The 13,967-nt window shown below is 58.2% G+C and carries 13 protein-coding genes; 6 read left to right on the forward strand and 7 right to left on the reverse strand.

The features are described from left to right. Positions 1-69: 69 nt before the first annotated feature. The gene (locus tag GS646_RS02040) at positions 70-756 is read left to right on the forward strand and encodes a rhomboid family intramembrane serine protease (RefSeq protein WP_171093608.1); all 687 of its coding nucleotides are present in this window, start codon (positions 70-72) and stop codon (positions 754-756) included. Here the strand turns inward: GS646_RS02040 and murJ are convergent, their stop codons facing one another. From murJ to GS646_RS02055, 3 genes are read right to left on the reverse strand one after another with little or no spacing between them, the layout of a single operon-like run. Next, positions 757-2,298: a murein biosynthesis integral membrane protein MurJ gene (gene murJ / locus GS646_RS02045; RefSeq protein WP_171105503.1), complete on the reverse strand. Its 1,542-nt coding sequence runs from the start codon at positions 2,296-2,298 to the stop codon at positions 757-759. It abuts the gene before it with no gap. Continuing rightward, positions 2,295-5,114 (reverse strand): [protein-PII] uridylyltransferase, encoded by a 2,820-nt coding sequence (locus GS646_RS02050; RefSeq protein ID WP_171183998.1) that lies wholly within the window; start codon positions 5,112-5,114, stop codon positions 2,295-2,297. Before GS646_RS02050 ends, murJ begins: the two co-directional genes overlap by 4 nt. Continuing rightward, positions 5,074-6,246 carry a penicillin-binding protein activator gene (locus GS646_RS02055; RefSeq protein WP_171184000.1) on the reverse strand — a complete coding sequence of 391 codons (1,173 nt, stop codon included), beginning with the start codon at positions 6,244-6,246 and terminating at the stop codon, positions 5,074-5,076. Before GS646_RS02055 ends, GS646_RS02050 begins: the two co-directional genes overlap by 41 nt. 88 nt (positions 6,247-6,334) lie before the next feature. Between GS646_RS02055 and rsmI the strand changes: the two genes are divergently transcribed. The 3 genes from rsmI to gshB all read left to right on the forward strand — a co-directional run bounded on the left by rsmI (position 6,335) and on the right by gshB (position 8,559). Continuing rightward, positions 6,335-7,189, forward strand: coding sequence for a 16S rRNA (cytidine(1402)-2'-O)-methyltransferase (rsmI, locus tag GS646_RS02060; protein ID WP_171647372.1), 855 nt, complete (start codon positions 6,335-6,337; stop codon positions 7,187-7,189). Between the two features lie 4 nt (positions 7,190-7,193). Next, a complete protein-coding gene (locus tag GS646_RS02065) occupies positions 7,194-7,565 on the forward strand; it encodes a YraN family protein (RefSeq protein ID WP_171184005.1) in 372 nt (123 codons plus the stop codon). A 61-nt stretch (positions 7,566-7,626) separates the two neighbouring features. Then, on the forward strand, positions 7,627-8,559 hold the full coding sequence (gene gshB / locus GS646_RS02070) for a glutathione synthase (protein WP_171184007.1): 933 nt from the start codon (positions 7,627-7,629) through the stop codon (positions 8,557-8,559). On the opposite strand, the gene GS646_RS02075 is transcribed toward gshB, so the two are convergent. Genes GS646_RS02075 through cobU form a run of 4 tightly spaced genes read right to left on the reverse strand, consistent with a single transcriptional unit; the run spans position 8,556 to position 12,157 of the window. Next, complete coding sequence (locus tag GS646_RS02075) at positions 8,556-10,070, reverse strand: YifB family Mg chelatase-like AAA ATPase (RefSeq protein ID WP_171647370.1); 1,515 nt, start codon at positions 10,068-10,070, stop codon at positions 8,556-8,558. The genes gshB and GS646_RS02075 overlap by 4 nt on opposite strands. Before the next feature lie 47 nt (positions 10,071-10,117). Next, complete coding sequence (locus tag GS646_RS02080) at positions 10,118-11,002, reverse strand: glutathione S-transferase (RefSeq protein WP_171647368.1); 885 nt, start codon at positions 11,000-11,002, stop codon at positions 10,118-10,120. A gap of 58 nt (positions 11,003-11,060) precedes the next feature. Next, positions 11,061-11,639, reverse strand: coding sequence for a histidine phosphatase family protein (locus tag GS646_RS02085; RefSeq protein ID WP_171647366.1), 579 nt, complete (start codon positions 11,637-11,639; stop codon positions 11,061-11,063). Then, a complete protein-coding gene (cobU, locus tag GS646_RS02090) occupies positions 11,636-12,157 on the reverse strand; it encodes a bifunctional adenosylcobinamide kinase/adenosylcobinamide-phosphate guanylyltransferase (protein ID WP_171184015.1) in 522 nt (173 codons plus the stop codon). The genes GS646_RS02085 and cobU overlap by 4 nt, the downstream gene beginning before the upstream one ends. Positions 12,158-12,257: 100 nt before the next feature. Between cobU and GS646_RS02095 the strand changes: the two genes are divergently transcribed. Further along, a complete protein-coding gene (locus GS646_RS02095; protein ID WP_171093586.1) occupies positions 12,258-13,136 on the forward strand; it encodes an RNA polymerase factor sigma-32 in 879 nt (292 codons plus the stop codon). Continuing rightward, a complete protein-coding gene (locus tag GS646_RS02100) occupies positions 13,133-13,957 on the forward strand; it encodes a ChaN family lipoprotein (RefSeq protein ID WP_171184017.1) in 825 nt (274 codons plus the stop codon). The genes GS646_RS02095 and GS646_RS02100 overlap by 4 nt, the downstream gene beginning before the upstream one ends. Positions 13,958-13,967: the final 10 nt, after the last annotated feature.

Genomic DNA, 13,967 nt, shown 5'->3' on the forward strand with positions numbered 1-13,967 from the left:
TGGAAAAATCAGCCCCCGTCGCTTACCCATGAGGCACAGGGACGTCAACAGCCGCGAAAGGCCCGCCCAATGAGCAGTGAGCATTACACACCCGCCGTGAACCCTTTGCCGCCCGTTGTTGTGGCGCTGGTTCTGTTCATCATCGGCATTGAACTCGCTTTTACGCTGGGATCGCGCGGTTTGGTCGGAGGGCCAACAGCGGTCGGCTGGCGGCTGGACGCGATACAACACTATGCGTTTTCGGCGGATATCTTCGACTGGATGGTGCTGAACGGGCGCTGGCCGTTTGAACATGTGATCCGGTTCGTGACCTATCCGTTTGTCTCGGCCAATTTCACGCAGGCGGTGTTTGTCTGCGTTTTCGTTCTGGCCATGGGCAAGATGGTCGGTGAAGTGTTTGGCGGCTTCCCCATGCTGCTGATCTTTGTCGTCTCTGGTATCGGGGGGGCGTTGGCCTATGCCGTTCTGCTGGACCCGCGCTATCCTCTGATCGGAGGGTTTCCACCGGTTTACGGCCTGATCGGCGCATTTACCTGGTTGTTGTGGCGCAAACTATCCTTGGTTGGCGCAAATCAGGCGCGGGCATTTCAGCTCATTGCCGTCCTGATGGGCATTCAATTCCTGTTTGGCCTGATCTTTGGCGGCAATTGGGAATGGGTCGCCGATCTGGGCGGGTTTGCCACCGGTTTCGGCGTCTCTTTCCTTGTCGCACCCGGCGCCTGGGATCGAATCGTTGGGCGCATACGCCGCGACTGATCAGGAGCGGCGCAGGGCGCGTTTGAACTCGGAAAGTTTGAATGCGCCCAAGAGGTGGCCCAGGCCGAAGTAAGAAGCCGCAGCGACCATAATCAGGACAAGCAGCGCCAGATATCTCCAACCGGGAACACTCAACGTCCAACCAAACGCCAGAAGCGCCGCATACAAGACCACGCCCATGCCAATTGAGGCCAGCACGATCCGACCCGCGCGCTGTTTGAACCGGTCATCGAACCGGGCTTCGCCTCCCATGTTGCGCGCGCCTATGGCCAACAGAACGACCATGGCCCAACCCGCTGTTGATGCAGCAATGGCGGGGGCGATCCAGCCCACAAGCGGGAAGAGGCCAAACGCCAAAGCCGCATTCACAATCATTGCCACAACAGCATAGTGAAACGGAGAACGCGTATTCTCGCGTGCGAAATACAGAGGCTGCAGCAGTTTTTGCAGCATGAAGGCAGGTAGTCCGATGCCATAGATGGCAACGGCCAGCGCTGTGGCTGTGGTATCTTCAGAGGTGAATTGCCCCCGTTCGAACAGAACCGAGACCAGCGGGTTCGGGATGACCAGAAACGCCACGGTCGAAGGCAGGGTCAGCAGCAACATGAACTCTCCGGCACGGGAAAACGCGTTGCGCGCACCTTCTTTGTCTTCGGCGCGCAGACGGCGTGACAGGTCGGGCAGCAGAACAATACCGATGGCGATACCAACCACGCCAAGCGGCAGTTGGTACAGTCGATCTGCCGCAAACAGCCAGCTCACGGCCTTTTCGGTTTTCGACGCCACCAATTGGCCGACCACCAGATTGACCTGCGTGACCCCCATCGCCAGAGCTGCGGGGACCGCGATGCGGACCATCCTACGCATCTCGGGCGTGAGTTTAGGCAGGCCGGGCCGAATGCGGATACCTGCCCGTTCCGTTGCAACCCAGACCAGCGCCAATTGAGCGATACCTGCAGCCGGAATAACCGAGATCAGCCACCGAATGACCTCGCCGCCTGAAAGGGCTCCGGCGATCAGCGCCGTACAGGCAAAGATGTTCAACAAAACCGGTGCGGCAGCTGCGGCCGCGAACCGCCCCGTCGCATTCAGGACACCGGAGAATAGCGCGGCCAGAGACATGAACAGGATGTAAGGAAAGACGACATAGCCATAGTCCACCGCCAAATCGAACCGCTCATCACCATAGAAACCTTCGGCTGTCAGCCAAACCAGACCGGGCATGAACACCAGCGCCAGCCCAACCAGTGCCAAAACGGCCAGCGCCAACAGGTTGAACGCATCCTGCGCAAAGCCCTGCGGATTCTCGTCTGCTTCCAGCCGCTTTGAGAACATGGGCACGAAGGCCGCGTTAAAGGCACCCTCGGCAAAAAAGCGGCGGAACATGTTCGGCAGGCGGAAGGCCGCGACAAACGCGTCCATCACCGGCCCGGGGCCGATTAGCGCGGTCAGCAGAATTTCCCGCAGAAATCCCAGAATGCGGCTGGCGAGTGTCCAGAAGCCAACCGTGAAAAAGCCCGAAATCAACCGGATTTGCTTCATGAGGCTGCACGCTCGGCACCCTCGGTGATCGCCTTGCGCAACTTCGCCTCAAGGCCGCGCTGTTTGCTTTCCGAATGGTATTTCAGTCCGAACATGTCCTTGACGTAAAAGGCGTCCACTACCTGTTCTCCGTAGGTCGCAATTACGGCATTCGCAATATACACATTCGCCGCCGCCAACGTCCGGGTCAGGTCATAAAGCAGACCAGGGCGGTCGCGCGTATCAACTTCGATGATCGTGTAGATTTCGGACCCTTCATTGTCGAAAGTGATATGGGTCGGCACGTTGAAGGCCCGTTCGCGTTTCTTGATCTTGTCACGCGATTTCAGGGCTTCCTTGGCAACCACTTCGCCGCGCAGTGTCTTGTGGATCATCTGCGTCAGGCGGGGCAGGCGCGCGGCTTCGAAAGGACGTCCTTCAGCGTCCTGAATCCAAAACGCATCCGTGACGTAACCGTCTTTGGTTGTGTAACTGCGGGCATCCACGACGTTTGCGCCGACAAGGGCCAATGCCCCGGCAATGCGGGCAAAAATCCCTGGATGGTCGCCCATTGCAAAGCAAGCCCGCGTTGCGTCGCGATCTTCGTCAGGTTCAAGCCTGATCTCCATCGCGCCCGGATCACCACTTTGGTCCAGTGCGTGCAGCATCTCAGCAAACTCGACATGCGTCGCCAGATTGAGGCCCTGCCAATACGGATCGTAGTGACGCGCTGTTTCAGTTTTGAGGTCTGACTTGGACCAGCCCGCCAATTCCGTGCGAAGTGCTTTCTTAGCCTCAGCCCCGCGATTGGCGCGGTTGAGGTCTTCCATACCAGTTTCCAGCGCACGCTTGGTTTCTGCGTGCAAGGCGCGCAGCAAGGTGGCTTTCCAATTGTTCCAGGTGTTGGGGCCGACGCCGCGAATGTCACAGACGGTGAGAACGGTCAGCAGATCCAGCCGTTTGACCGTTTGAACGGCCTTGGCAAAATCACGAACAGTTCGCGGGTCCGAAATATCGCGTTTTTGCGCCATGTCTGACATCAGCAGGTGATACCGGACCAGCCATTCAACCGTTTCCGACTCTGATTTGCTCAGCCCCAATCGCGGGGCCACTTTGCGCGCGATCTGTGCACCCAGGATCGAATGATCCTCGGGCCGACCTTTGGCAATGTCGTGCAGGAGTAACGCGACATACAGCACTTTTCGATTGACCCCGCGCTCAAGGATCGAAGAGGCAAGCGGCAGGGACTCCACCAGTTCTCCGCGTTCGATCTGGGCAAGGTTGATGATGCACTGGATGGTATGCTCGTCCACCGTATAGCTGTGATACATGTTGAACTGCATCATCGCCACGATGTGTTCGAACTCGGGCAAAAAGGCCGACAGGACACCCAATTCGTTCATCCGTCGCAAAGCACGTTCCGGGTTGCCGTGTTTCAGCAAAAGATCCAGAAAAATGCGCTTGGCTTCTTTGTCGTTGCGCATTTCATCGTCGATCAGATGCAGGTTGGCGCTAACCAGCCGCATCGCGTCGGGATGGATCAACATGCCGGTGCGCAGCCCTTCTTCGAACAAACGCAGAAGGTTCAGTTTGTCCAGCAGGAATGTTTCCGGGTCCGCCACGTCCAGACGTCCGTGGATCACTTTGTACCCGGCCTTTACTCTTGGGCTTCTGCGGAAAATACGCTCCAACAACGGCGCGCTTTTCATGTGGAGCGCTTCGAGCTTGGTCAGGAAGATCCGTGTCAGTTCACCGACCCGAGTTGCCTCGCGGAAGTAGCGCTGCATGAAGACCTCGACCGCCCGTCGCCCGGCGCGATCCTCGTAACCCATGCGCGCGGCCACTTCGACCTGCATGTCAAACGTCAGTTGCTCGGTGGCGCGGCCCGTCACCAGATGCAGATGCGATCGCACGGCCCACAGGAACTCTTCGGCCTGAACAAAGGTCTCGAACTCTTCCGGGGTGAACAGACCCAGAGGAACGAGTTCTGCCACGTCCTGCACGCCATAGACATATTTTGCGATCCAATAGAGCGATTGAAGGTCACGCAGACCGCCTTTGCCTTCTTTCACATTGGGTTCGACCATGTAGCGCTCACCTTGTTTCAGGTGGCGTTCGTCGCGTTCTTTCAGCTTGGCTTCGATGAATTCGCGTTCGGTTCCTTTGAACAAATCGCTTTTCAGACGTTGGTCCAGCTCGTCCGCCAACGCCTTGTCACCGGCCAGATAGCGTTGTTCCAACATGGCGGTGCGGATCGTGAAATCCTCGGCGCCCAGCCGCAAGCAGTCTTTGATCGTACGAGAGGAATGGCCGACTTTCAGCCGCAAGTCCCACAGAATGTAGAGCATCGATTCGATGACGCTCTCGGCCCAGGCTGTGATTTTGTAGGGGGTTAGGAACAGCAGGTCGACGTCCGAAGATGGCGCCATTTCCCCGCGCCCGTATCCGCCAACGGCCAAAACCGCAATCTTTTCGCCTTGGGTGGGCGTCGCAAGCGGATGTAGGCGTGTGCTGGACACCAGCATCGCCGTACCGACCAGCTGATCCGTTAGATAGGTGTAGGACCGCGTCAGTGCGCGCGCCGCAAAGGGTTGTTTGCCAAAGGCTTCGGCAATAGCAGCGCGCCCGGCCTTTTGCGCGTCGCGCAGAATACGCACCGTTTCAGCCCGCATTTTGCTGTTGTCTGTGCATGACTCAAACGCCAGCGCCAGCGCGTCATTGACGCTGGCACTGTCGAAGATGTCTTCAGCGGGGCAGATTAACGAGGTTTCAGGCACAGGGCTGGCGCCCGGCAGATCAGAAGCCGGCGCCAGAGAAGCTTTGTGGGGCAGGGTCAATCACAACCACCTGTTTGTTCTGGATCGTGGCCACGGCCAGACCGCGTTCGTTGGTGCCGTTCGGACGCAGGCGGAATATGCCGCCAACGCCCTGGAAACCGGCGTTCTGAGTCAGGGCTGCAGAGGTCAGAGCATCGGATTTGCCCTGGCTGACCAACGCGCCGATGGCTGCGATACCGTCATAGGCCAACCCGCTGATCGGATGGGGCGCTTCGCCGTATGTCGCGTTGTAACGTTGACGATATGCCTGAGCCTTGGATGGATCAGGCAGAGCGAACCATCCCCCTTGTACGCCCGGCAGTTCCAACGTCTGTGGCGGAATATCCCAGCGCGTCAAGCCGATAAATTGCGTGGTTGCGGGCGAAACACCTGCCTCAGGCAGCAATTGCGAAAACAATGGCAATGCACCGGCCGTTGTGGCCGTCAGGAAAATCGAATCGGCTCCTGTCGAATCAACCGTGGCTTTGATCGTTGGCACCGAGTTGATAACACCCTGCTGCGAGCGGTCGTAGCCAACAGTACCGGCGTTGTTGACCCGGCTGCTGGCCAGCGCGTTGGCAATCGCAGCCTGGCCCAACTGACCGGCCGCGTCGTTGCTGTGCACGATCACCGTATTGGCCTTGCCCTGGCTGCCTGCAAAGCTCACCAGCCGGTTCGCTGTGTTGTCGAAGGTCGGGCCCAGAACAAAGACGTTGCCGCCTGCGATGCTGGTATTATTCGAAAACGAAAGAACGTTGACGTTGTTACTCAATACCGCCAATCCGGCGGCATTTGCAGCTTGCGCATAGACCGGGCCGATAATGATCTTGGCACCATCCGCAACGGCTTGCTGGGCCACGGCGGTTGCCGTGTTCGGGTTTCCGGCAGTGTCATAAACGCGCAAGTCAATTGTCACGTTGGGCAGATCAGACATTGCCAGACGCGCTGCATTTTCCAGGCTTTGCGCCAATGCCGCATCGCCTGACTGGCCAGATCCGCTGGGCACAAGCAAGGCCACCGGAACCGGAGCAGAAGTATTGATCGACGGTCCACCTCCAAGGCCGCCCGGTTCACAGGCGGCCAGAAACGCTGCGGTTGTCAGGGCAGCGGCGGCTTTCGCCAACTTGCTAACGGGCTTGCAAACGGTGAACATCTAAATGAAAACTCCCTGATCCGACGGCTATGAATGCCTCTGTTCTGTCGAGCCGCGATAATAAACGTCACGCTGTGAGGGTCCAGCTTTGAATTTCCAAAAGATCAGATTGGCTGCGGGCCTGTATTTTGTTGCCACTCCGATTGGAACCGCGCGCGACATTACGCTCAGGGCCTTGGATGTTCTGGCATCAGCCGACGTGATCGCAGCGGAAGACACCCGCAGTTTGCGGCGTTTGATGGAGATTCACGGCATCCCACTCGAGGGGCGCCGGATTCAAGCCTATCATGACCACAGCGGCGCAGGTGCGCGCGATAAACTCATGCAGGCATTGGCGCAGGGGCAATCGGTTGCCTATGCGTCCGAGGCGGGAATGCCGCTGATTGCGGATCCGGGCTATGATCTGGGCAAGCAGGCGGCTGAGGCCGGGCACATGGTGACCTGCGCCCCCGGTGCGTCGGCTGCCTTGACATCGCTGACCTTGGCAGGTCTTCCGACAGACGCTTTCTTTTTCGCAGGGTTTTTGCCCAATGCATCCGGGGCACGCCGCGCCCGGATTGAGGCATTGAAGGACATTCCCGGCACGCTTGTGTTCTACGAATCCCCAAAACGTGTCTCCACCAGCTTGTCAGATCTGGCCATGGTTCTGGGGGCGGATCGACAGGCAGCGCTATGTCGCGAATTGACCAAGAAGTTCGAAGAGATCCGCCGTGGCACCCTCGCGGAATTGGCCGAAGATTATAAAGGCAAGTCAGTCAAAGGTGAAATCGTTGTGCTGGTCGATCGCGGCCATTCGCAAAGCGTTAATGAATCCGATGTAGAAGAGGCACTGAAGCGAGCGTTGGAAAGCCACTCGGTTCGGGATGCGGCGGATCTTGTTTCAAAAATGTATGACCTGCCGCGCCGACCGATTTACCAGAAAGCTCTGAAGCTGGGAAAATGATGACATGGGTCGGCGGACAAATCAGGGCTCTGTTTCCTACCACGCCGGGCAGGCGGCAGAGCTTCGGGTTGCTGAGGATTATGAGCGCCGTGGCATGGCCATTCTGCATAGACGCTGGCGCGGCGCGGGTGGTGAAATCGATCTGATCGCGCGCAACGGGGCTGGGCTTGTGTTCATCGAAGTCAAGAAAAGCAGTAGTTTTGAAAAGGCGGCGGCTCGGATCAGCGCCAAGCAGATTGATCGAATCTACGCCTCAGCTGCTCAGTTTCTAGAGAAAGAGCCAAACGGGCAACTCACCGAAGTGCGCTTTGACGCAGCTCTGGTGGATGGGTCTGGCGCAGTTCAAATCATCGAAAACGCCTTTGGTCACAACTAAGCCCCATTGAACCCCAGGGCCTGCTGGGCCATGTATCTGGCGTGAAACTGAGGGACACGCCATGAAAATCGCCTTTCAAATGGACCCGATTGGGGCCGTGGACATCAACGCCGACAGCTCATTCCGACTGGCGGAAGAGGCGCAGACGCGCGGGCATTCGTTGTTTTTCTACGGGCCGGATCAACTGGCTTATCAGGAGGGCCGCATCACGGCGCGTGGCCACGACATGACAGTGCAGCGGGTCGCAGGTGATCCGGCCGTCTTGGGACCCGAACGCGAGGTTGATCTGGCTGATTTCGATGTGGTCTGGTTGCGACAGGACCCTCCGTTTGACATGCACTACATCACGTCCACGCATTTGCTGGATCGTCTCAAGGGTCAGACGCTGGTGGTCAACGATCCGTTCTGGGTGCGCAATTATCCAGAAAAGCTGCTGGTGCTGGATTTCCCTGACCTGACACCGCCAACAACGATTGCGCGTGATCTGCAAACGATCAAAGCGTTCAAGGAAAAGCACGGCGATATCATCCTTAAGCCGCTCTACGGCAATGGCGGCGCAGGCGTGTTCCGACTGGACGCCAATGACCGCAACCTAACATCTCTGCACGAGCTGTTCACCGGCTTCTCGCGTGAGCCTCTGATCGTGCAGAAATTTCTGCCCGACGTCAGCAATGGCGATAAGCGGGTGATTTTAGTTGATGGTGAGCCCGTTGGCGCGATCAACCGGGTTCCTGCTGCTGGCGAAACGCGATCCAACATGCATGTGGGCGGGCGTCCGGAAAAGATTGGTCTGTCAGAGCGTGATCTTAAGATTTGCGCAGCAATTGGCCCGCTGCTTAAAGAAAAAGGTCAGATCTTTGTCGGGATCGACGTCATTGGAGACTATCTGACCGAGATCAACGTGACCTCCCCCACCGGCATTCAAGAGCTTGAGCGCTTTGATGGCGTCAACATCGCCGAAAAAATCTGGCAGGCCATCGAAGCCAAGATCTAAGCCATGACCCGGGCGCTGATGCGAAAGCTCAGCGCCTCGGCTACGTGCGCTCTGCGCACGTTTGTGGATGCTTCCAAATCGGCAATTGTGCGCGCCACGCGAAGAATGCGATGAAACGCGCGGGCGGACAGGCCAAACCGGTCTGCCGCTTTCAGCAACAGCTCTTTACCTTCGGCATCGGGTGTTGCGATCTCTTCCAGAACCTTCCCTTCTGCATCCGCGTTTTGGCGCATATGTGGGGTGTCTTGAAATCGGTTCGCCTGAATGGCGCGGGCGTTTTGGACCCGTACAGCAACTGTAGCGGAGCTGTCGCCGGATGGCGGCAAATCAAGATCAGTGAATTCCACCGGCGGTACTTCAATCCTCAGGTCGAACCTGTCCATCAACGGCCCTGATATGCGGTTCAAATAGTCCTCACCACAGCCCGGCGCGCGTGAGCAGGCACGAGAGGGGTCCGTCAGATAGCCGCATTTGCAAGGGTTGGCTGCGGCCACCAGCATGAACCGGCAGGGATACTTCACATGCGCATTTGCGCGCGCCACCATAACCTCGCCGGTTTCGATGGGCTGGCGCAAGGTTTCCAGAACAGTGCGTGGAAACTCAGGAAATTCATCCATGAACAGCACGCCGTTATGAGCCAGCGAAATCTCACCGGGTTTTGCGCCTTTGCCGCCCCCGACGATTGCGGCCATGGATGCCGTATGATGGGGCTCGCGAAAAGGGCGCGTGCGATTGATGCCGCCTTCGTCCAGCAAACCGCACAAGGACTGGATCATCGAGGTCTCTAAAGCCTCAACTGCGGTCAGGGGGGGCAAGATTCCGGGCAGCCGCGCGGCCAGCATGGATTTACCCGATCCCGGCGTTCCGATCATGATCAGGTGATGACGTCCTGCGGCAGCGATCTCCAGGGCGCGTTTGGCGCGTTCCTGCCCTTTTACATCGCGCAGATCCCGCGCGCTGGGCGTCAGGTTCACCTCGCCGGGCTGGGCGGCTGGTAGGGGGGATTGGCCCGAGAAATGGCGCACAACATCGCCCAGAGACCCCGCGCCGATCACCTGCGTTGCGTCAACCCATGCCGCCTCGGCGCTGGAGGCGCGGGGGCAGAGCAACATACGATCATCAGACGCCGCCGTCATCGCCGCGGGCAGGGCACCGACCACCGGGACCAGAGAACCGTCGAGTGAAAGCTCTCCCAAAGCTACGGTGCTTTCAGCGGCGTCGGCTGGAATGATCTCTAGGGCCGACAGCAGCGCGACGGCTATGGGTAGGTCGAAATGGCTGCCTTCTTTGGGTAGGTCGGCGGGGGACAGGTTGATGGTGATCCGCTTTGAGGGCAAGGCGATTGCCATCGCGCTCAGCGCGCTGCGCACGCGATCACGGGCTTCGGATACCGCCTTGTCTGGCAGGCCCACGATGGAAAAGGCGGGCAGGCCGGGGGATACGGCGCACTGCACTTCGACAGGGCGGGCATCTACCCCTTGGAAGGCAACGGTATGTGCACGAGCGACCATGGCAGTCCTGTTCTTGGTTAACGGGACGTTGCTGCCATGGTTGTGGTTTAAGAGTCGTTAACGGATGCGCGCAAGGCGGTGAATTTGGGCCACGCGCCGGGGTCAGCCACAGTTTTGTCGCGGCAGAATGGATTGCAGAACCCCCAGCATTGGCCATCCAATTCCAGAAAATCCGCAACCGGTCTGCCGGAATACGGACAAGCCTCGTTGAGGGAAGGGCCGCCTGATACCGGTTTGGCGTTCGAGTCCCCTCCGACCGGCCAGGGCATCGATGACAACTCTTGCGGATAGGGGAATGGGTCATACTGAACTGTCATACCCATTGCGCGCCATTGTCTGACGGCTGGGTCCGACAGGAGGTCTAAACAATAGGCCCGGTTCGCCTCGGACACGGGCAGCCCATAGCCGATGATCCGTGCTGCGACGGGCGTGTAGAACACATCTGCCAGCGAATAGGTGCCGAACAACGGACCGTCTTGCGCACCCGAGATACGCCGCGCGTGTGCCCAGAGTGTCTCAATCCGTTCAAGATCTGCCAGCGTTCCAGAAGACGGAACAAATCCTTTCCAAACGTGCCGCAACTGCATTGCGCATTGGCCGCGCAGGGCGCTGAACCCTGCAACCATCTCAGCGCAAAGCCAGCGGGCGGTTGCTCGTGCGGCGGGATCTTCAGGCCACAATTGCGCGTCTGGGTGACGCTCGGCCAGCGTTTCGGCCATGGCCAGGCTTTCGCCCAAAACCGTTCCCTCGGGCAGGCGCAGCGCGGGAACCAGACGGGCTGGGGCCAGCGGTTCCATGTCTTGTTTCATGCTGCCCGAGTACAGGCCAATCATGTGGCTGCGGTAAGGCAGATTGAATTTCTCAAGCATCAACCACCCGCGCATGGACCAACTGGAGAAGAGGCGGTCACCGATATACAGATCATAAGTCATGCATGAACGATGCCGCAGGCCGGTGGCCCAGTAAAACAGTGATTTGTGCGGGGTCAGTTCACGGAAGGTGATTGATCTTGCCGACCGTCCATGAGTTGGCATCTAAGGTAATGTCTGTGACAGACAGATTATCGATCCTGTGCGAAAAGGTTTGCTGCCCATCTAGATCCAAAGCGCGTTGTACTTGCGTGAGGATCACGCCGAAATGCGCGACGATCACCAGATCGCGCCCCGTGTGCTGAGCCACAAGCGCGTCGATTGCGGTATCGACCCGATTGCGGACGTCGTTCCAGCTTTCGCCCTTCGGTGGGCGGACGTCGCCGGGGTTATCCCAATAGGCAAAGGCCAGTTCAGGGTCTTCTGCTTCGATATCGGCGAAGCCGCGCAATTCCCAGCTTCCAAAGTGGATTTCCCGAAGGTCCGGATTGTGAGGCAAGCGAAGGCGCGGCCCCTGAATTGCTGACGCTGTGTCTACAGCGCGCGACAAGTCGGAAGAGATCACAATTGCCTCGGACGGCAGATGATCATGCAGGCGTCTCAAGGCTGCTGTATCGCTCAGGTCCGCAGGCAGATCCGACCAACCGACCATGGTTTTTGCATGTGTCGGCCCGTGACGGACAAGATGCAGGCGCGTCATGGCAATTGGCCTTTCAGAACAGATGGTAATCCGGCTGTCACCTGTACGACCAGATCCGCCTGCGCCGCCAAGGCTATGTTCAGTCGCCCCTGCGCCTCGCGGAATTGGCGAGCGAGGGCGTTGTCCGGGACGATCCCGTGACCTACCTCGTTCGAGACAATCACAACCTGGGCCGGGCAGTCGTTCAGGGCGTCCAGCAGATTGGTCTGTGCCACTTCCAGATCGGATTCCGCCAGAAGATGGTTGCTTAACCACATGGTGGCACAGTCGATCAGACAAATCTGATCGTGCGGCAAGCGGGCCAGCACCGGTCCCAGATCAAGAGGTTCCTCAAACGTGGTCCAGCCGTCGCCACGCTGTGTCAGATGGCGCTTAACCTTTTGGCGCATCTCGTCATCAAACACTTGTGATGTCGCAAGATAATTCCTGCTTTTCCCTGTGGAAACAATAAGTTCTTCAGCAAAAGCCGACTTGCCCGAGGCAGCCCCCCCAAGAACCAAGGTTAAATCTGACGACACAATTCTTACCTTTGGATGATCCACTTAGTGTTGTTTTGCGTATCGGTCATAGGTCGGCAAAGCAAGCCCGGCCAGCGCCTGCAAAACAGGGGAGAGGTTGATGGCACTGGATAACGCGACAGACTTTTCGATGTCCCGGCAAGCGATGAAGGCTGAGTTGCTGGATGCGGAAACCGAACTAAAGCTGGCTTACGCGTGGCGCGATGAGCGTGATGAACAAGCTCTGCATCGGTTGATCACCGCATATATGCGGCTGGCGATTTCGATGGCAGCTAAATTTAAACGCTATGGCGCGCCGATGAACGACCTTATTCAAGAGGCCGGGCTGGGTCTGATGAAGGCGGCAGACAAGTTCGACCCTGATCGCGGTGTGCGCTTCTCGACCTATGCCGTGTGGTGGATCAAAGCGAGCATTCAGGACTATGTGATGCGCAATTGGTCAATGGTTCGGACCGGGTCCACATCTGCCCAAAAGTCGTTGTTTTTCAATATGCGGCGGGTTCAGGCCCGGTTGGAACGCGAGGCAGCTACCGAAGGTTTGGAGTTAGATCGTCACCAGCTTCATCAGATGATTGCCACCGAAATTGGTGTTCCCCTGCGTGATGTCGAAATGATGGAAGGGCGTCTTTCCGGTTCAGATTTCTCGCTGAATGCGGTGCAGTCTGCGGACGAAGATGGGCGCGAGTGGATCGATGCGTTAGAGGACGATCGCGAACAGGCTGCGGAATCTGTTGAACACAGCCATGATACGGCGCAACTGCGCGAGTGGTTGCTGATCGCGATGAACGCGCTGAATGACCGCGAACGTTTCATTGTGCGCGAGCGCAAGCTGCGAGAGCCTGCAAGGACGTTGGAAAGCCTTGGAGATGAGCTGGGTCTATCAAAGGAACGTGTTCGCCAGCTAGAGGCCGCGGCTTTTTCAAAAATGCGTAAGAACCTTGAAGGTCAGTCGCGCGAGGTGCAACACTTCATTGCATGAAACATCTTGCGATTCTTGTGTGTGTTCTGGGTCTTATGGTCGCCGCAGTGCGACCTGGCGGAGCTCAGGCTTTAATACCTGACACCGCGCTGACTGCGATGCAGGGCGCCGATGTCTTGATACTTGGTGAGGTGCACGACAACCCCACCCATCACCACATTCAGGCTGCAGCACTGACCGCTTTTTCTCCTTCGGCAGTTGTGTGGGAAATGGTCACTGAAGAAGGCGCTCAGCGGTTGGCGCAAAAGGCAATGTCGGACCCGGAAGAGTTGGGTCGTATCCTGAAATGGGCTGAAAGCGGATGGCCTCCGCTCAGCATGTATTACCCTGTTTTCCAAGCCTCAACGGCGCCTGTGTACGGTGCAATGGTGCCAAGGACTGCCGCACGCGCTGCGATGGAACGCGGGGCGGCCACCGCTTTGGGCGCGGATGCGGCGCGATTTGGTTTGACGGTCCCTTTGCCACCCGATGAACAGGCAGCGCGAGAGGCGGATCAAATGGCCGCTCATTGCGACGCGTTGCCTGCTGAAATGCTGCCTCAGATGGTTGCAATTCAACGCTTGCGTGACGCGGTGCTTGCCCGCGCAGTGGTGCGTGCGATGGAAGAAACCGGCGGACCGGTTGCAGTGATCACCGGCAATGGTCACGCGCGCAAGGATCGTGGGATCCCGACCTATCTTGCGCGTCTTCAGCCGGGTTGGAAGGTTGTTGCAATAGGACAATCCGAGGACGGGATTATCGATGGTGATTTTGACGTGGTAATCGACAGCCCATCGATAGAGCGCGAAGACCCCTGCGCTGCGTTCCAGGTGCAAAATTAATCTCTGGAAC

Origin of the sequence: Ruegeria sp. HKCCD4315, assembly GCF_013112245.1 — a bacterium.
Classification (GTDB): Bacteria; Pseudomonadota; Alphaproteobacteria; order Rhodobacterales; family Rhodobacteraceae; genus Ruegeria.

Excerpts from the sequence above, each read along its gene's own strand:
- GS646_RS02040 (WP_171093608.1), top strand. The coding sequence starts at position 70 with ATGAGCAGTGAGCATTACACACCCGCCGTGAACCCTTTGCCGCCCGTT.
- murJ (WP_171105503.1), bottom strand. The coding sequence starts at position 2,298 with ATGAAGCAAATCCGGTTGATTTCGGGCTTTTTCACGGTTGGCTTCTGG.
- GS646_RS02055 (WP_171184000.1), bottom strand. The coding sequence starts at position 6,246 with ATGTTCACCGTTTGCAAGCCCGTTAGCAAGTTGGCGAAAGCCGCCGCT.
- GS646_RS02065 (WP_171184005.1), top strand. The coding sequence starts at position 7,194 with ATGGGTCGGCGGACAAATCAGGGCTCTGTTTCCTACCACGCCGGGCAG.
- gshB (WP_171184007.1), top strand. The coding sequence starts at position 7,627 with ATGAAAATCGCCTTTCAAATGGACCCGATTGGGGCCGTGGACATCAAC.
- GS646_RS02075 (WP_171647370.1), bottom strand. The coding sequence starts at position 10,070 with ATGGTCGCTCGTGCACATACCGTTGCCTTCCAAGGGGTAGATGCCCGC.
- GS646_RS02080 (WP_171647368.1), bottom strand. The coding sequence starts at position 11,002 with ATGACTTATGATCTGTATATCGGTGACCGCCTCTTCTCCAGTTGGTCC.
- GS646_RS02085 (WP_171647366.1), bottom strand. The coding sequence starts at position 11,639 with ATGACGCGCCTGCATCTTGTCCGTCACGGGCCGACACATGCAAAAACC.
- GS646_RS02095 (WP_171093586.1), top strand. The coding sequence starts at position 12,258 with ATGGCACTGGATAACGCGACAGACTTTTCGATGTCCCGGCAAGCGATG.
- GS646_RS02100 (WP_171184017.1), top strand. The coding sequence starts at position 13,133 with ATGAAACATCTTGCGATTCTTGTGTGTGTTCTGGGTCTTATGGTCGCC.